Below are 16,800 nucleotides of genomic sequence, written 5' to 3' on the forward strand. Positions count from 1 at the left end.
GAGATGATAAGAATATGTTAAAGAAATACCGTTTCAGAGATTTTCGTATTCGACTGGTTGCCTATATTCTGGTACTGAGCTTTATCGGCATTCTTGCCATCGGAAGCGCAAATGCTTCCTTTCAGGCCAAACAGGTCATCGGTGTCATTGGCGGGACAATCCTGATGCTGATTGTTTCTGTTATTGATTATGAATACTTTGTCAAATATTCCCGCCTGTTCTATCTGCTGGCTGTCCTTTTGCTTGCGGTAGTGCTTGTGGCGGGACAGAACGTCAACGGAGCCACCCGGTGGATCATGATCGGAGGGGAAGGCGGCATTCAGTTTCAGCCGTCGGAATTCGCAAAAATATTTTTGATTATTTTCTTTTCCGCCTTTCTCATGAAATACCGGGAAACACTGAATACCTGGAAAACACTGCTTATGGCAATCATTCTGTTTGCAGTTCCGGCAGCGCTGATTTTCAAAGAGCCGAACCTCTCCACCACGATTATTACCGGACTGATTTTTGTTACCCTATTGTTTATTGCCGGGTTAAGTTATAAAATAATCCTTGGAGTACTGGCGGTCTGTGTACCGGCCGGAATCCTTGGAATCGTCCTGATTGTCAAGGATATTCTTCCGATTCACGATTATCAGCGCAACCGTGTCATGGCATGGATTGATCCGAGCCAGTATTCGGACAACGCATACCAGACCCAGTATTCCATCCGCGCCATCGGTTCCGGCAGACTCTGGGGAAAGGGACTGTATAACCACTCCGTTCTTTCTGTGAAAAACGGTCACTTTATCTCAGAACCGCAGACAGACTTTATTTATGCGGTGATCGGCGAGGAAATGGGATTTATCGGATGTGTCATTGTACTGATTCTGCTGGCACTGATTGTGGTCGAGTGTATTATTGTCGCCCGTAACGCCAAGAATTTATCCGGCCGCCTGATTGCCTGCGGAGTAGCCGGATGGGTCGGGTTTCAGACCTTTGTCAATATCAGTGTCGCCACCGGTCTTATGCCGAATACCGGCGTACCCCTTCCGTTTGTCAGCTATGGCCTGACCTCTCTGGTCAGTCTGTTCATTGCTATGGGGATCGTACTGAATATCGGGCTTCAGGCCCGTCGCTATGGGAAAGGAGATGTTCTCGAATGAATATCGCATTAGTCGCGCATGATTCCAAAAAGAAACTGATGCAGGATTTCTGCATTGCCTACCGTGGAATTATCGGAAAACATAAAATCTTTGCCACCGGAACAACCGGCAGGCTGGTGGAAGAGGCTGCCAACCTTCCGGTTCACAAATATCTTTCCGGACATCTGGGCGGAGTCGAACAGCTGGGTGCGGATATCACAAGCAATAACATCGACCTTGTGATTTTTCTGCGGGATCCCCTGGCAGCGAAACCCAATGACCCAAGTATCGCGAATATACTTTCCCTATGCGATATGCACAACATACCGTTGGCTACCAATGTGGCCACAGCGGAACTGTTAATTCATTCACTGGAACGAGGAGAGCTTGACTGGCGTGAAATGTACAAATAAATTACGGCTTAAATTCTACACGCTGCTGATCGCAGGCACTGTCACCACGCTGTCTGTTACCGGCTGCTCCAATATGAAGAATGTTTCAGACGCCTATCAGGCATATCAGACATCTGTTTCCTACGGGCTGGCTTCCAGCCCTGCGGATTCGGCTGACGTATCCCTGATGGGAGAGGGGCTGTGTGTCGGCGGAACCTCCAATACGGATTCCGGTTCGGTGAAAACAGATACCGCGAAGGCAGCAGCGGTGTTCAACACCAGCACACAGAAAATTACTTTTTCCAAGAATATCTATCAGCGTGTCTATCCGGCCAGCACTACCAAGTGTCTGACCGCGTATCTGGCATTGAAATACGGGAATCTGGACGATAAAATCACAGTTTCCTCCACAGCAGCCGCGGTTCCGGCCGGTTCATCCATCGCCGGATTTAAAATCGGCGACCGGATTACCCTGCGGACTGCTTTATACGGACTGCTGTTAATGAGCGGAAATGATGCCGCCAATATCATTGCCGAGCATATTTCCGGCAGCACCTCAAAATTCGCGGTCATGATGAATCAGGAAGCGCAGAAGATCGGCGCGACGGACTCTCATTTCGTGAATCCCCACGGATTTCCCACCGCCAACCATTACACCACCGTTTATGACATGTACCTGATTTTCAACAAGGCGCTGTCCAGTCCGGAGTTTGTCCGGATCATTAACACAAAGGCCCAGACGGTCACCTATCAAAATGCCGCAGGGAAAAAAGTGACTGCCACCTTCCGGAATACAAACTGGTACAAAACAGGACAGGCTGCTTCTCCGGCCGGCTATACCATTATCGGCGGAAAAACAGGATCCTCCGACAGTTCCGGTTACTGTCTTGTGTTATACAGCCAGAAGGAACAGGGGGATGACCGTATGATCTCCATCATTATGAAGAGTGATACGAAGGAAAATCTCTACCGTCTGATGAACGCTCTGCTGACCGGTTTTTCCAATTAACGGTTGTTTTTTAATATTCATTATAATATAATAAATCTAACAAATCTGTGGGGATCACAGGATAGCAGGAGGATAAATTATGGTTGAGATTATTGCTGGCGAAAAGGGCAAGGGAAAGACAAAATATCTTCTCGATATGGTCAATAAGTCCGTGGAAAATTCGAAGGGTAACATCGTTTATCTGGATAAGAGTCAGAAGCATATGCATGAACTGAGCAATAAGGTTCGGCTGATCACGGTTACCGAGTATCCGATTTCCAATTGTGACGAATTTCTGGGCTTTATCTGCGGCATTGTTTCGCAGGATTACGATCTTCAGGAGATGTATCTGGACAGCTTTCTGACGATTGCCAATGTCAGCGAGAATCAGCTGGTGCATGCCATTGAGAAGCTGGACGTAATCAGCGAGAAATTCAATGTGAAGTTTATCCTGAGTATTTCCAGAGGCGAAGCGGATCTTCCGGAAAGTGTCAAAGCGAAGCTAATCGTATCTTTGTAGCACATGTTTCAGATCCTGTATCAAAAGGCGGATGTATGACGCGAATTAATACGGTGTCTTAAGGTTACCACTTAAGACACCGTATTTGTTGATTGCAACGAGTATCTGCTGATCACACAGCGATTTATGAGTTACCTGATTGTTTTCCGAACTAAAGAAGGATTCCCTGTATATGACGCAACGCAACACCAACAGAAAACAGAACAACCGTAAAATTCTGCGTTTTCACGGACACCCGCTCCATATCAATATCGGGATTCTTTTGTTTGCCCTGGTACTGATCTATTTTATCGTCAATATTCTGTCCTATTCCTTCCGCAGCCATGTATCCGGCTACGAGGTACAGGCCGGACAGATCGCGGATACTGCCGGTTATACCGGTCTGATCCTCCGCAGCGAAAAGGTCGTGAATTCCACTGCCGCAGGCAGTCTGAATTATTATAAAAAAGAAGGGGACAATGTAGCGGTCAGAGACCGGATCTGTTCCATAGACAAAGACGGCTCCCTTTCCAGTAAAATCACGGCAGCCGGCAAAGATGTCTCCAAGTTAAGCGATGAGGATCTGGACGGAATCCAGACATCCATCGCATCCTTCAGCGCGGACTATACCAGTGATTCGTTTTACAAGGTCTATAATTTTAAGAACAGCATCAATTCCGTCCTGCAGGAAGATCTGTATCTCAACGCTTTGAAAAATTACTCAGAAGAGACTTCAAAGGCAGTCAGCAACCGTACGTTCACTTTTCTCCGCGCGGCTGATACCGGTATCCTGGCGCTGTATTCCGACGGGTATGAATCCATAACCCCTGCAAACTTCAAAGCAAGCGATTATTCGCCTGCGGATTACAAAAAAACAGATTTCAAGGAGCGGACAACGGTAAAATCCGGCAGTCCGATCTATAAACTGGCAACCAGCGAAAACTGGTATATTATGGTACCGATCACCGAGGAAGAGAAAAAGACCTATGCAGACCGTTCGGTTTTGAAAGTCACATTTCTCCAGGACAGCAGCAGCTGTTACGCAGCCGCAAAGATCATATCCTCCAGCGGGAAAAATTTTCTTCGCCTGAGTTTCAACAGTTCTATGGTACGCTATATTTCAGATCGGTACATTGATATTTCCATCGCAATTAATACCAGCAGCGGTCTGAAAATACCAAACTCGTCAGTCACCAGCAAGGAATTCTTTGTTATCCCCAAGGATTACCTGACCAAGGGAAATGACTCCTCCAGTCAGGGGGTGCTGAAGCATTCTGCCGGTTCGGACACGCCGGAATTCACACCGGTTGCCATTTATAATGAAACCAGCAAATATTACTACATCAAGGAAGACAGTCTGGAGGCCGGCGATACCATACAGATGCCAAATTCCACCAGACAGTACACCATCAGTAAAACGGCTTCCCTGAAGGGAGTGTATAATATTAACAAAGGCTATGCCGTATTCAAAGTCATCAAGGTCCTGAGTTCCAATGACGAATATTCGATTGTGGCTTCCGGGACGGATTACGGGATTTCCCTTTACGATCACATTGCTTTGAATGCGGATCAGGTTTCGGAAAATCAGGTGATTTCCTGATTTTGCGAAAAGCTTTCACAGCGGCGCCGGACAGCAGGTTCACAGCCCGGCAAATAGTATAAGGAGGCAGGACATATCCATATGGTTACAGAAAATCTGAAAGATATCCGGCAGCGGGTTGCTGACGCATGCCGCAGAGCCGGACGGAATCCGGAAACGGTTACATTGATTGCAGTCAGCAAAACAAAACCGGCCGAGATGCTGCAGGAGGCATATGATGCCGGTGTGCGCGATTTCGGTGAAAACAAAGTGCAGGAGATGATGCAGAAAGAAGAAATTCTGCCTGCAGATATCCGCTGGCATATGATCGGGCATCTGCAGCGCAACAAGGTAAAATATCTGATGGGAAAAACCGAACTGATCCATTCCGTGGACTCCCTTCGGCTGGCGGAGGAAATCAGCCGCCTGTCGGTAAAAAATCAGATCTGTACAGATATCCTGATTGAAGTAAATATTGCAGGGGAGGAGAGCAAATTCGGCACGTCCCGCCAGGAAGCCTTTGATCTGGTACGCGCAGCGGCACAGCTTCCGGGCATCCGGATCCGCGGTCTTATGACCGTTGCGCCATATACGGAGCATCCGGAGAACAACAGGGGCTATTTCCGGAAGATACGGGAATTATCGGTTGACATAGCTGCCGAAAACATTGATAATGTACACATGGATTTTCTGTCAATGGGCATGACAGGAGACTTTGAGATCGCCATTGAGGAAGGCGCCACACATGTGCGTGTCGGGACAGGGATCTTTGGTGAAAGAAATTATACGATTTAATCAATTGGATTGGAGACATATCTTATGGGCTTTATGGACAAATTCATGAACGCAATGCGTCTGAATGCGGATGATGAAGAATATTACGATGACTATTACGACAAAGAAGATGAGTATATGGACGATGAGCCGATTCGGCCCAGGCGCAGTGCCTTCCGCCGTAATGAAAACCGGGAGGATGATATGGAACGGCCTTCCGTATCTCATTCTGACTCACTGAAGTCATCCGCTTCTTCCAAAATCACACCGATGCGTTCTTCCCGCAGAGCAAATCAGAGCGTTGCGATGGAAGTATGTGTCATTAAGCCGAAAACCGTGGACGACGCCCGTGAGATCGCGGAAACATTGCTGGCAGGCCGCACGATTGTGCTGAATCTGGAGGGCATTGACCTGGAAGTGGGACAGCGTCTGATTGATTTTACATCCGGCTCCTGTTTTGCCATCGGCGGCAATCTTCAGAAGATTTCCAACTATATCTTTATTGTGACCCCGCAGGCAGTTGATATTTCCGGCGATATTCAATCCATTGTGGATGCTTTTGATGTATCCTCGATCCAGATGGATATCTGATCGCTTTTTACTCAGAAGAATGAAAAAGAAAACTTTCAGCGCGGTTCTGGGCATTCTGTTTTTCCTGATCCTGATCTGGGCAGATCGTATCACGAAAAATCTAGCAGTTCTCCATTTGAAAGACCAGCCGGAAATGCCCCTGATCCGCGGTATCTTTGTTCTCCAGTATCTGGAAAACCGAGGAGCCGCCTTTGGTATTCTCCAGGGGCGTCGGCTCCCGCTGATTCTCATTACAATTATTATCCTGGCTGTGGTTCTTTATGTATATGCCAGAGCGCCATATACGCGTAAATTTATTTTCCTGCGGGTGATCCTGGTACTGGTAGGTGCCGGAGCTGTGGGAAATTTTGTTGACCGTATTTCCAACGGATACGTTGTGGACTTTCTTTATTTTAAGGCCATTAACTTTCCGATTTTTAACGTGGCGGATATTTATGTGGTTGCAGCAGCAGTCCTGCTGATTTATGCCGTATTGTTTTTGTTCCAGGAAGAGGATTTTGCGGCACTGAAAGATCGGCTGGTGCCCCACAGGTCCCGCCATTCAGAGAAGAACCATGAGTGAATCCATACAGACATTTGAAACAGGCACAGCAGACAATATTCGAATCGATCGCTATCTGGCGGAACAGTTTCCTGATAGATCCCGAGCCTTTCTGCAGAAACTGATCCGTTCCGGTGAAGTGACAGTAAACGGCCGGCCGGTTACGAAAGTCAGCACCCTGCTGGCACCCGGCGCACAGGTTACCGTATGTATTCCGGAGGCCAGACCGGCAGAAATCCTCCCGGAGGACATTCCTCTCTCCATCCTTTATGAAGATGAGGATCTGTTGGTGATTGACAAACCTAAGGGAATGGTTGTGCATCCATCCGCCGGGCATGCCGGCGGAACACTGGTCAATGCTGTTTTGTATCATTGCCGCGGACAGTTATCCGGCATTAACGGGGAGATCCGCCCGGGAATCGTGCACCGTATTGACAAGGATACGACCGGCGCCTTGATCGTTTGCAAAAACGACAGTGCCCATCGGAAAATTGCGGAACAAATCAAAGCGCACAGTGTGACCCGAAGGTATGTGGGCATCGTATACGGTAATTTTTCCGATACCACCGGAACCGTCGAAGGTCCTATCGGCAGACATCCGGTACACCGGCAGAAGATGGCAGTCAATCCCAAAAACGGAAAACCGGCCGTCACACACTATACCGTTCTGGAGCAGTTCAGAGGATATTCCTATCTGCAGTTTGAACTGGAAACCGGACGCACCCATCAGATCCGGGTTCACATGGCATCCATCCATCACCCGCTGCTTGGGGATACGGTCTATGGCCCGGCCCGCTGTGAATTCAGCAATCTGCAGGGGCAGACGCTGCATGCCAGAACCATCGGATTTATCCACCCGACCACCGGGCAGTATATGGAATTTTCCGCTCCGATCCCGGAGTATCTGGACAAACTCCTGTCCATTCTGCGCAGACGCGGGTAAGTGCAGTTCAGATCCAGCCCGCTCGGTACGGACGGCGCAAATGCAGTTCAGACCCTGTCCCTTTGTACGGGTGGCGGAGAAGGGCAGAAGCGATCGGTGCAGAACAGGAAAAAGACAGATCAAAGGAAGATATGAAAGTATTACGCAGATGGAATCAGTTCATTGAACAGCATATGCTCTTTACAGCGCCCTGCTGCCTGGCAGCAGGGATTTTGCTGTCCCGGTGGCTGGAGCCCTTTGCGGTTTTGTCCCCCCTCTTTTTTGTGATTATGGCATTTGAGGGAAGCCTGGGCACTACCTTCCGTTCGGTAGGAACGGTTGCCTCCCATCCGGCCTCTCTGATCACGGTATTGATTATTCTTCATGGAATCATGCCGTTTCTGGCTTTTTTTACCGGCATGTTCTGTTTTGGAAAACAGCCGGATATTATGACGGGAATCCTGATTGAGACAGCGATTCCCGCTGCGATTGTCAGTCTGACCTGGTCCGGGATCTATAAAGGCAATGCGGCTCTTTCGCTTTCCATCGTCGTAATCGACACACTGATTTCTCCCTTTGTGATCCCACTGCTGATTCACCTGTTTCTCGGAAGTTCCGTTTCGATTGCCCTGGGCTCCATGATCCGCAGTCTGCTTTTGCTGATTGCGCTTCCTGCTTTTGCGGCAATGCTCTGCAACCAGATGACCCATAACCGGGCAAGAGAGCAGTGGAAGCCGAACTTAAAGCCCTTTTCCAAACTTTGCATGATCGCGGTCATTACACTGAATTCCACCAAACTGAGTCCCTATGTCCGCACGCTTTCCGGGGAGCGGATTCTGGAAGCGCTGTTTATGTGGGGAATGGTGATCGCTGGGTTTTTGATTTCGCTGGCGGCCGCGGTCCTGCTTCGCAGCAGCCGGGAAGACACCGTATCGGTTCTGTTTGGCGGCGGTCTGCGGAATATTTCAGCAGGAGCGGTGATTGCTGTTGCCTTCTTTCCGGGACAGGCGATTTTTCCGGTAATGATGGGGACGCTGTTTCAGCAGATGACTGCAGGAATTCTCAGCACCCTGTTCTTTTCTAAAATTCTGAAGGAAACACCCGAAGAGAAATGACAGAAATCCGGGAGGAGACACTCAAAGCAGCATAACGGCGATTCGGAAGCAATGATCCAAAGCGGAAGGAAGACCTAAGGCTGATCCGGCTTTTCTTCCGGTTCCCGCAGACGGACCGCTTTGGCTGCCATGCGCCGCCGGCTGTCTGTCTGCGCCGCGTAATGCTTTCTGGTTGTATTCACATCTTTGTGTCCCAGGACATCAGCCACCAGATAAATATCACCGGTTTCCTGATAGAGATTCGTTCCATAGGTACTTCTGAGTTTGTGGGGCGTGATGTTTTTGACAGTGGTAACCAGCCGGGAGTATTTTTTCACCAGGTTCTCCACAGAACGCACACTGATTCTCCGGTTCTGCAGGGAGAGAAACAGGGCATTCGTATGGCCTTCCTGGGGGTGCATTTCCTTACGCTCGGCCAGATATTCCTGCAGTGCGTCAGCCACTTCATCGCCAAAGTATAATACCACTTCGCTGCCGCCTTTCCGACGGATTCGCATGCCGTTATTTTTGAAATCCAGATCATCCAGATCCAGACCCACGCACTCGGATACACGGATTCCCGTACCCAGAAGCAAGGTCATCATTGCCAGATCCCTGGCTTTTGTTTTTTCGTGAAACCGTTTCTGCTGTGGGGTGAGTTTTTCCCCGCTTTCCACTTCATCCAGAAGAATGGCCACTTCATCCACATCCAGACGGACGATATTTTTCTGGTGCAGTTTCGGCATTTTTACCAGCTGTGCCGGGTTTTTCTCAATCAGTTCCTTTTGGAAAAAATAATTGTAGAAACTGCGCAGGCTGGCCAGTTTGCGCATCTGTCCCCGTTCGTCATTGGTATGTTCCTGACCGTTGTGGATATAAAACTTCAGATACTGAAGGTATTCTTCAATATCCTGGGGCGTAATCTGCTCCAGCAGTTCCAGGGGAAACTCGCGGATGTTTAATTTGCGGTATACCGCATTGTTTTCATGAATATAGTGAAAAAAGACGCCAAGGTCATAGGCATAGGCAATTCTTGTCCGGGAAGAGGTGGTTGGTTCGATTCCTATGAAAAAATCCCCGCAGAAAGCCGGAAGGTCGTGAATCAGTTCCCGAAGTTTCTTTTCCTGTTCGATATACAGCCTGTCATGATAATTTCGTTCTTTCACCTGTGTGCTCCTTTTGCAAGATGCGAAACTTTTTTCAAAAGACCCGTATGAATTACCAACCGGATCTGTTATTTTATAATAGGATGATAGAAATAAGATACATGCCGGAACAGATGCCGGCATGTATTCTCTATTATAAAAGATTTCCCGGCGTTTGACAAACGGGGGATTCAAAGGAGGTTCCTATGAAATTTGTAATCCAGCGGGTGACACATGCCAGTGTAACCATTGATCATGAATTGGCAGGCGCGATTCAGAAAGGCTTTCTGGTGCTGATCGGAATCGGGGAGGATGATACCGAAGCGGTTGCGGATAAAATGGTCCGCAAACTGGTGAATCTGCGTATCTTCGAAGATGAAAACGGCAAGACCAATCAAAGCCTTGCAGATGTCGGCGGAGGCCTGCTCCTGGTTTCCCAATTTACGCTTTACGCCGACTGTAAAAAGGGCAACCGGCCCTCTTTCATAAAAGCGGGAAATCCGGAACTGGGCAGCAGACTCTATGATTATATCATTGACCAGTGCCGGAAAACCGTTGCGCAGGTGGAGACCGGCTCTTTTGGCGCAGATATGAAAATTGACCTGTGCAATGACGGACCTTTTACAATCATTCTGGATTCTGACCAGTTGTAGGCGTACACGGGCCGGACGCTTGAAGCGTCATGCCAGGGGAAGCAAAGGATGGATCGAACATGAATACCGAGGGATATTTTCACAAACTGAATCACACACTGGATCTGTTCGCCAATGCGGTGGGTATTGGAACCACACTCCTGGATCTGGATGGAAATGTGGTGGAACATTTTGGACATATCTGTGCCTACTGTTCCATGTTTCGCCAGAATGCCCTGCTGTGTGAACGCTGCAACGGATATCATACAGAAGCAGGAGAGCAGGCCGCCCGTTTTGGGGAATGCTATTATTTTTACTGCTACAATGCCCTGGCCTGCGCATCCATCGCCCTCTACCGGGCCGGGCGTTATGTCTGCAGTGTCCTGATCGGTCCCGTGCTTCTGGAATATCCCGATACAGACACCATGAATGACATCATCGCCTACGGCGCAATGAACCAGGCATCCAGAGCCCTGCTGTATCAGTATCTGGAAGACATTCCGGTTCTGACTCCGGAACGCTTTTACTATACCGGAGAGCTGCTCAGTCAGCTGATGTCCAGTTATCTGGATGACCGCCAGAAGCAGCTGGCGGTAAGGACCAGGGAGCAGAACCGTCAGATCCGTCAGATCAGCTGGGCTTACCAGCAGCAGAAAAAGCATCCGGCGGCACGTACGCTGCAGGAATCCAGGGAACTGGAGCTGACCAGCCTGATGGAAGAAGGAAACCTGGAAAACGCTCAGATTCTTCTGAATGATCTTCTGGGAAATATCTATTTTTCTTCCGACAACAATCTGGAACTGATTAAAATCCGGGTGACGGAACTGATTACCGTTGTTTCCCGCCGCCTTTACCGGAGCGGGTATACGGATGAGAGTTTCTTTGACCTGGTCAATGAGTTTCAGAAAAAAACCGCATCCTACAAGGACGCAGATGATTTAAGCTACGATCTGTCCCTGCTTCTGGAACAGATGATTCATTTAATCCGGGAACATGTCTATCCGAAATCCGGCTATCAGGTAAAAAAATGTCTGGAGTACATTCACCGAAATTACCGGGACAATGTAACGCTGGAAGATGCAGCTGCGTATTCCTCTACCAGTCCCACCTATCTGTCCCGGCTGTTCAAGGCGGAAACAGGCGTGGGATTTGCCGCGTATATCAATCATCTGCGACTGAAAAAAGCTAAGGAACTTCTGCTGGACACTACGCTGAGCCTGGCTGAAATTTCCACAGAATGCGGCTACAGCAGCCAGCAGTATTTTACCAAAGTGTTTAAAAAAGAAACCGGCAGGACGCCGGCCAGTTACCGCAATACGGTCAGTCAGCAGCGCGATCCGGATTAGAAGCAGCTTCCGCCGGTATATCCGATTCTCTGATCAGAGGCACTTACTACAGAAAACTTTTTTAAACGTTTCAGCAGTCCCTGCTTTTTTCCTGTTTTGTACACAGAAAGAAAAAGCAGGGATATCTTTTTGTTGCGTTTTGTATATTTTTGCCTTATGGTAAGTATGCGGAAGTTAATATTTTACAAAAGATACAAAAAAAATTATTATACGCATTGTATCATTCTCAGTACAATTTAGATAATTCAGGAACTCGAAAGAAATTGCAGAACGAAAGGAGTCAGATATGATAATTATCGGAGAAAAGCTGAACGGAGCGATTCCGTCTATGGCCAAGGCCATTGAAGCAAGAGATGCCGATCATATCCGGGATCTGGCAAAACGCCAGACCGAAGGGGGAGCTGATTTTATTGATGTGTGTTCCTCTGTGGTAGAAGGGGATACCGAGGTGCTGAAGTGGATGATCGAACTGGTACAGGAGGTCAGTGATGCCAGAATCTGCATCGACAGTCCCAACGCCCATTCGATTGTGGATGTGATGAAATACTGCAGCAAGCCGGGACTGATCAATTCCGTGTCTCTGGAAGGAGACAAAATTGATACGGTATTTCCGGTGATCGCGGATACCGACTGGGAAGTAATCGCGCTGTTATGTGATAACAATAAAATCCCGGATGGAATTGAAGACCGGGAACAGATTTTTGATAAGATCATGGAGAAGGCAAACGAGTACCACATCGCTCCAGAGCGGATCCATATTGATCCACTGGTATTTTCGGTAGGAACCAAACCGGATGCCTTTACAAATTTTGCGGAAGTTACGAAATATGTAAAAGACGCATATCCGGATATCCATGTTACCAGCGGCCTGTCCAATATTTCCTTTGGCCTTCCTTCACGTAAGACCATCAATCAGGCATTTCTTGTGCTTGCCATGGCAGCAGGCATGGACAGCGCCATCATGGATCCCACCAACCGAAATATGCTGGGCGCATTATATGCCACGGAAGCACTGCTGGAAAAAGACGAATTCTGTATTGAATACATTGAAGCATATCAGGCGGATCTTTTCGGCGTGCAGAAAAAATAACGGAAAGCTATTTCCGCAGCTTTCCTGTGAGATAATCTGAATTGTATTGAGAGGTACCCATTATGCCAGATAAATATACCTGTGAAGTGGAAATGAATCCACCGAAACAAAATTCCCAGAAACTGGAAGAAGATCTTGCCACTTTTGCCGAGCGTTTTGAGCGGGTGATGGAAAGCGGCTTTGTTGCGTCCATTACGGACAATGCAATGGGGATTCTTCATTTTCAGCCCCATGAGATGATTGAGGAACTGGACCTTAAGCCCAGAGAAAATCAGGTGCTGATTCATTTAAATACGTTTCACACCAAAGAAGTACTGGATGAAATCCTTGCCTTTGGAAAAAGCCATAACATTACAAACTTTCTTTGCCTCTCCGGAGACGGATCGGATAAGATGCACAAGCTGGAGCCGGAAGAGCTGGAAGCTCCGGAAGTGCCGGTTACCACTTCTGTGGAACTGATCCGCTACATCAGAAAATATTATCCGGAGTTCCATCTGGGCGCTGCCTTTAATCCCTATGAGCCGGAGGAAAAGGAATTTGCCAAGTTGAAAAGAAAAGTGGAGGCCGGCGCGGAATACATCATCACGCAGCCGATCCTGGGGCGAAATCCGCTGGTGGACCGTGTGATGCGGGAGTATCCGGACCTTCCGGTCGTTATTGAATGTTGGATGTCAAAAAAGGTTTATCTTCTGTCGGAAGTCATCGGAGAAACCATACCGGAAGACACCGTATATGACGGATATGAAAAGCTTCTGGAACTGCAGAAAGAATATCCGGACAGTGGAAATTACCTGGCTATGATGGGATTTAAAAAGACCTACCCACGGGTAGAAGAACTCTGGAAAACAAGAGGAGCATCCTGAGGGACAATCTATGGATGCATATGGAACACAAGGAGGTTTCCAATGGGATTTAAATCCGATATTGAGATCGCGCAGGAAGCGGAGATCCGCCCGATTAACGAAATCGCAGAAAAACTGGGCATACCCGATGAATATGTGGAGAATTACGGAAAGTATAAGGCAAAAATTGATTACCGCTATTATAACCGGGAACTGAAAAACCGGTCGGACGCAAAACTGGTGCTTGTCACCGCGATTAACCCGACGCCTGCCGGTGAGGGAAAGACCACCACAACCATCGGACTGGCCGATGGGCTGAACCGTCTGGGACATAAAACGATGGTGGCGCTGCGTGAGCCTTCCCTCGGCCCGGTATTCGGCATCAAAGGCGGGGCAGCAGGCGGCGGATATGCGCAGGTTATCCCCATGGAAGACATTAATCTGCACTTTACGGGCGATCTGCATGCGATTGGAGCAGCGAACAATCTTCTGGCTGCCCTGCTGGACAATCATATCCATCAGGGAAATCAGCTGCGTATTGTTCCGAAGACCATTACCTGGAGACGCTGTGTGGATATGAATGACCGGCAGCTGCGCAACATTGTGGACGGTCTCGGGAAAAAGGCAGACGGAGTAACCAGGGAAGATGGGTTTGACATCACAGTAGCTTCTGAAATTATGGCGATTTTCTGTCTGGCCACAGACATCCCGGATTTAAAGAAACGTCTTTCCAAAATCGTGGTTGCATACAATGAAGACGGTCAGCCGGTTACCGCCGGGGATCTGCATGCCCAAGGCGCTATGACCGCCTTGCTGAAAGACGCCATCAAACCCAATCTCGTTCAGACACTGGAAGGGACACCGGCTCTGATCCACGGCGGTCCCTTTGCCAATATCGCCCATGGGTGCAACAGTGTGATCGCAACGAAAATGGGGATCAAACTTACGGACTACATGATTACAGAAGCCGGTTTCGGCGCAGATCTTGGCGCGGAAAAATTCCTGGATATCAAGTGCCGGCAGGCCGGCATACAGCCCAGTGCCGTTGTGATAGTAGCCACGGTACGGGCTCTGAAATACAATGGCGGCGTACCAAAAACAGAGCTGAATCAGGAAAACCTGCAGGCACTGGAAGCCGGAATCCCCAATTTGTTAAAACATGTGGAAAATATTACCCGGCAGTTCGGCCTTCCGGCTGTTGTTGCCATTAACAAATTCCCGACAGATACGGATGCGGAAGTCACACTGGTACGCGAGAAATGTAAGGAAATGGGTGTAAATGTTGCGCTGTCTGATGTATGGGCAAACGGCGGCAAAGGCGGCGAAGAACTGGCAAAAGAAGTGCTCCGCCTGACGGAAGACGGTGCAAAGGAAATCCACTACACCTATGATCTGGATCTGCCCATCAAAGATAAAATCCAGGCAATTGCCACCAAGATCTACGGTGCAGACGGTGTGGACTATACTGCAAAGGCCAATCGGGAAATAAAGAAATTTGAGGAATTGGGTTTTGGAAATCTTCCGATCTGTATGGCGAAAAATCAGTATTCCCTGACGGATGACGCGAAAAAACTCGGCCGGCCGGAAGGCTTCCGGATTACGATCCGGGATATTACCGCATCCATCGGCGCAGGATTCCTGGTGGCCCTCACCGGAGATATTATGAAGATGCCGGGACTTCCGAAAGTTCCTGCCGCTGAAAAAATCGATGTGGATGAGGACGGAGTGATAACCGGACTGTTCTAAACTGCAGGAAGATGCACACTGCAGGAAGGTGCACACTGCAGGAAGGTGCACACTGCAGGAAAATGTATACCACAGGAAGATTGTACACCGCAGGAAGAACAGAAGTTTTCTCTGGTTTTGATCAGCAGGAGCTGCTGCATGCGGCAGCTCCTGCTGAATTGTTAGTTACAATGAAATCTTTTCGAAGAACTCAGTTCGAATCATCCCGGGAGGAGATCATACGATTGAATATGAATATAGGAAATAAAATCTTTGCGGAGTTTGTCCGTGAACTGTCCAGCAGCGCGCCGGTGCCTGGAGGAGGAGGCGCATCTGCGGCAGCAGGAGCACTTGCGTCTGCTTTGGTATCCATGGTGGCAAATCTGACCGTCGGTAAGAAAAAATATGCCGCCTATGAAGAAGATATGAAGCGAATACGGGCAGAGGCCGCACGGCTCTCAGATCAGCTGATCCGGCTTGCGGATGCAGATGCGGAAGCCTTCGCGCCTCTGGCAGAGGCCTACCGTCTGCCGCAGACAACGGATCAGGAAAAGCAGCACAGGGAAGAAGTGATGAAAACCGTTTTGTGGAATGCTTCCAATGTTCCTTTGCGGATCATGGAGACGGTAGCGGAAGTCATTGACCTGACAGCAGAAGCAGCGGAAAAGGGCAGCAGGATGGCTGTCAGCGATGCCGGAGTGGCTGCCGTATTTGCGCAGGCCGCATTAAAAGGCGCGTCTCTCAATATTTTTATTAATACAAAATCAATGAAAGACAGAACTGCAGCGGAGGAACTGAATGCCAGGGCAGCAGCTCTGATTGCAGAAGGACAGGAAAAAACGGACCGGATTTTTCAGCAGATCCTTTCGGATCTTCGCTCCTGATCTGTTTTTTGTGTTCTTCCGTCTTTCGGAGTGCGGAAGAATTTTCCGGTCTGCGGAATGACCCTTTGGTCTGCAGAAGATTAATGGCCCTCTGGTCTGCAGAAGATTCTTTGAATAAAATAGAATATATATTTGAATAGAATATAAGAGAAAGGCGACAGAGATGATCCTGGATAATTTCGATAATTTCTGCCAGGTTCTGGAAGAAGAAATGAAACTTCTGCCGGATTATGTATATGAAGAATTAAACGGCGGCGTTCTTGCGGATGAATCCGCTTTTCTTCATCCGGGGCGTGTCACCGATGACCTTTATATTCTGGGGACGTATACCAACCATGGGATACTCGGAAAACAGATCGTCCTGTTTTATGGGTCTTTTGCAGCCGCGCTGGGACAGGCAGACGATGATACTGTACGAAACCAGATTCGTGAGACCATCCGTCATGAGTTTCGGCATCATCTGGAAACAAGGGCCGGACTGTTTGGCAAAGGGACTTTAATCGAAGAGGATGCCGGACGCATGCGGAAATATTATATGATGCACGCAGACAAAGGAAAATAACGCAGCATGCAGATGTTCTTACTTGGACACTCAATATGTACCGGATAAATACATTTTATGAATCGGATAC

At 48.5% G+C, this 16,800-nt stretch carries 18 protein-coding genes; 17 read left to right on the top strand and 1 reads right to left on the bottom strand.

Annotated elements, in window-relative coordinates:
* The first annotated feature begins 14 nt into the window (after positions 1-14).
* The 10 genes from CXIVA_RS11285 to CXIVA_RS11330 all read left to right on the top strand — a co-directional run bounded on the left by CXIVA_RS11285 (position 15) and on the right by CXIVA_RS11330 (position 8,525).
* Positions 15-1,145, top strand: a complete 1,131-nt coding sequence (locus CXIVA_RS11285; RefSeq protein WP_013978168.1) for an FtsW/RodA/SpoVE family cell cycle protein — start codon at positions 15-17, stop codon at positions 1,143-1,145.
* On the top strand, positions 1,142-1,537 hold the full coding sequence (locus CXIVA_RS11290; RefSeq protein WP_013978169.1) for a methylglyoxal synthase: 396 nt from the start codon (positions 1,142-1,144) through the stop codon (positions 1,535-1,537). Before CXIVA_RS11285 ends, CXIVA_RS11290 begins: the two co-directional genes overlap by 4 nt.
* On the top strand, positions 1,521-2,525 hold the full coding sequence (locus tag CXIVA_RS11295; protein WP_013978170.1) for a serine hydrolase: 1,005 nt from the start codon (positions 1,521-1,523) through the stop codon (positions 2,523-2,525). Before CXIVA_RS11290 ends, CXIVA_RS11295 begins: the two co-directional genes overlap by 17 nt.
* A 79-nt stretch (positions 2,526-2,604) precedes the next feature.
* Complete coding sequence (locus CXIVA_RS11300) at positions 2,605-3,024, top strand: hypothetical protein (protein ID WP_013978171.1); 420 nt, start codon at positions 2,605-2,607, stop codon at positions 3,022-3,024.
* Between the two features lie 172 nt (positions 3,025-3,196).
* Entirely contained in the window at positions 3,197-4,603 is a 1,407-nt protein-coding gene (locus CXIVA_RS11305; protein ID WP_013978172.1) for an HlyD family efflux transporter periplasmic adaptor subunit, read from the top strand.
* An 81-nt stretch (positions 4,604-4,684) separates the two neighbouring features.
* A complete protein-coding gene (locus CXIVA_RS11310; protein ID WP_013978173.1) occupies positions 4,685-5,377 on the top strand; it encodes a YggS family pyridoxal phosphate-dependent enzyme in 693 nt (230 codons plus the stop codon).
* A gap of 24 nt (positions 5,378-5,401) precedes the next feature.
* A complete protein-coding gene (locus tag CXIVA_RS11315) occupies positions 5,402-5,947 on the top strand; it encodes a cell division protein SepF (protein ID WP_013978174.1) in 546 nt (181 codons plus the stop codon).
* Between the two features lie 19 nt (positions 5,948-5,966).
* Entirely contained in the window at positions 5,967-6,509 is a 543-nt protein-coding gene (gene lspA, locus CXIVA_RS11320; RefSeq protein WP_013978175.1) for a signal peptidase II, read from the top strand.
* Positions 6,502-7,431: an RluA family pseudouridine synthase gene (locus CXIVA_RS11325; protein WP_013978176.1), complete on the top strand. Its 930-nt coding sequence runs from the start codon at positions 6,502-6,504 to the stop codon at positions 7,429-7,431. Before lspA ends, CXIVA_RS11325 begins: the two co-directional genes overlap by 8 nt.
* A 131-nt stretch (positions 7,432-7,562) precedes the next feature.
* Positions 7,563-8,525 carry a bile acid:sodium symporter family protein gene (locus CXIVA_RS11330; protein WP_013978177.1) on the top strand — a complete coding sequence of 321 codons (963 nt, stop codon included), beginning with the start codon at positions 7,563-7,565 and terminating at the stop codon, positions 8,523-8,525.
* A gap of 74 nt (positions 8,526-8,599) precedes the next feature.
* Here the strand turns inward: CXIVA_RS11330 and CXIVA_RS11335 are convergent, their stop codons facing one another.
* Positions 8,600-9,670, bottom strand: a complete 1,071-nt coding sequence (locus CXIVA_RS11335; protein WP_013978178.1) for a tyrosine-type recombinase/integrase — start codon at positions 9,668-9,670, stop codon at positions 8,600-8,602.
* Positions 9,671-9,855: 185 nt separating this feature from the next.
* Here CXIVA_RS11335 and dtd point away from each other — a divergent pair, with 185 nt between their 5' ends.
* The 7 genes from dtd to CXIVA_RS11370 all read left to right on the top strand — a co-directional run bounded on the left by dtd (position 9,856) and on the right by CXIVA_RS11370 (position 16,730).
* Positions 9,856-10,302, top strand: coding sequence for a D-aminoacyl-tRNA deacylase (gene dtd / locus CXIVA_RS11340; RefSeq protein WP_013978179.1), 447 nt, complete (start codon positions 9,856-9,858; stop codon positions 10,300-10,302).
* A 59-nt stretch (positions 10,303-10,361) separates the two neighbouring features.
* Complete coding sequence (locus tag CXIVA_RS11345; RefSeq protein ID WP_013978180.1) at positions 10,362-11,627, top strand: PocR ligand-binding domain-containing protein; 1,266 nt, start codon at positions 10,362-10,364, stop codon at positions 11,625-11,627.
* Positions 11,628-11,913: 286 nt separating this feature from the next.
* Positions 11,914-12,717, top strand: coding sequence for a methyltetrahydrofolate cobalamin methyltransferase (locus tag CXIVA_RS11350; RefSeq protein WP_013978181.1), 804 nt, complete (start codon positions 11,914-11,916; stop codon positions 12,715-12,717).
* Between the two features lie 62 nt (positions 12,718-12,779).
* Positions 12,780-13,580, top strand: a complete 801-nt coding sequence (locus CXIVA_RS11355; protein ID WP_013978182.1) for a methylenetetrahydrofolate reductase — start codon at positions 12,780-12,782, stop codon at positions 13,578-13,580.
* Between the two features lie 42 nt (positions 13,581-13,622).
* Positions 13,623-15,305 (top strand): formate--tetrahydrofolate ligase, encoded by a 1,683-nt coding sequence (locus tag CXIVA_RS11360; protein WP_013978183.1) that lies wholly within the window; start codon positions 13,623-13,625, stop codon positions 15,303-15,305.
* Positions 15,306-15,535: 230 nt separating this feature from the next.
* Positions 15,536-16,168 (top strand): cyclodeaminase/cyclohydrolase family protein, encoded by a 633-nt coding sequence (locus CXIVA_RS11365; protein ID WP_041727907.1) that lies wholly within the window; start codon positions 15,536-15,538, stop codon positions 16,166-16,168.
* Positions 16,169-16,331: 163 nt separating this feature from the next.
* The gene (locus CXIVA_RS11370) at positions 16,332-16,730 is read left to right on the top strand and encodes a metallopeptidase family protein (protein ID WP_013978185.1); all 399 of its coding nucleotides are present in this window, start codon (positions 16,332-16,334) and stop codon (positions 16,728-16,730) included.
* Positions 16,731-16,800: the final 70 nt, after the last annotated feature.

Source organism: Clostridium sp. SY8519 (genome assembly GCF_000270305.1).
Classification (GTDB): domain Bacteria; phylum Bacillota; class Clostridia; order Lachnospirales; family Lachnospiraceae; genus SY8519.

What these genes read in the sequence shown, in the direction of transcription:
- CXIVA_RS11290 (WP_013978169.1), top strand. Translation starts at nt 1,142, where the DNA reads ATGAATATCGCATTAGTCGCGCATGATTCCAAAAAGAAACTGATGCAG.
- CXIVA_RS11355 (WP_013978182.1), top strand. Translation starts at nt 12,780, where the DNA reads ATGCCAGATAAATATACCTGTGAAGTGGAAATGAATCCACCGAAACAA.
- CXIVA_RS11360 (WP_013978183.1), top strand. Translation starts at nt 13,623, where the DNA reads ATGGGATTTAAATCCGATATTGAGATCGCGCAGGAAGCGGAGATCCGC.
- CXIVA_RS11310 (WP_013978173.1), top strand. Translation starts at nt 4,685, where the DNA reads ATGGTTACAGAAAATCTGAAAGATATCCGGCAGCGGGTTGCTGACGCA.
- lspA (WP_013978175.1), top strand. Translation starts at nt 5,967, where the DNA reads ATGAAAAAGAAAACTTTCAGCGCGGTTCTGGGCATTCTGTTTTTCCTG.
- dtd (WP_013978179.1), top strand. Translation starts at nt 9,856, where the DNA reads ATGAAATTTGTAATCCAGCGGGTGACACATGCCAGTGTAACCATTGAT.
- CXIVA_RS11285 (WP_013978168.1), top strand. Translation starts at nt 15, where the DNA reads ATGTTAAAGAAATACCGTTTCAGAGATTTTCGTATTCGACTGGTTGCC.
- CXIVA_RS11345 (WP_013978180.1), top strand. Translation starts at nt 10,362, where the DNA reads ATGAATACCGAGGGATATTTTCACAAACTGAATCACACACTGGATCTG.
- CXIVA_RS11370 (WP_013978185.1), top strand. Translation starts at nt 16,332, where the DNA reads ATGATCCTGGATAATTTCGATAATTTCTGCCAGGTTCTGGAAGAAGAA.
- CXIVA_RS11305 (WP_013978172.1), top strand. Translation starts at nt 3,197, where the DNA reads ATGACGCAACGCAACACCAACAGAAAACAGAACAACCGTAAAATTCTG.
- CXIVA_RS11315 (WP_013978174.1), top strand. Translation starts at nt 5,402, where the DNA reads ATGGGCTTTATGGACAAATTCATGAACGCAATGCGTCTGAATGCGGAT.
- CXIVA_RS11300 (WP_013978171.1), top strand. Translation starts at nt 2,605, where the DNA reads ATGGTTGAGATTATTGCTGGCGAAAAGGGCAAGGGAAAGACAAAATAT.
- CXIVA_RS11325 (WP_013978176.1), top strand. Translation starts at nt 6,502, where the DNA reads ATGAGTGAATCCATACAGACATTTGAAACAGGCACAGCAGACAATATT.
- CXIVA_RS11350 (WP_013978181.1), top strand. Translation starts at nt 11,914, where the DNA reads ATGATAATTATCGGAGAAAAGCTGAACGGAGCGATTCCGTCTATGGCC.
- CXIVA_RS11365 (WP_041727907.1), top strand. Translation starts at nt 15,536, where the DNA reads ATGAATATAGGAAATAAAATCTTTGCGGAGTTTGTCCGTGAACTGTCC.
- CXIVA_RS11330 (WP_013978177.1), top strand. Translation starts at nt 7,563, where the DNA reads ATGAAAGTATTACGCAGATGGAATCAGTTCATTGAACAGCATATGCTC.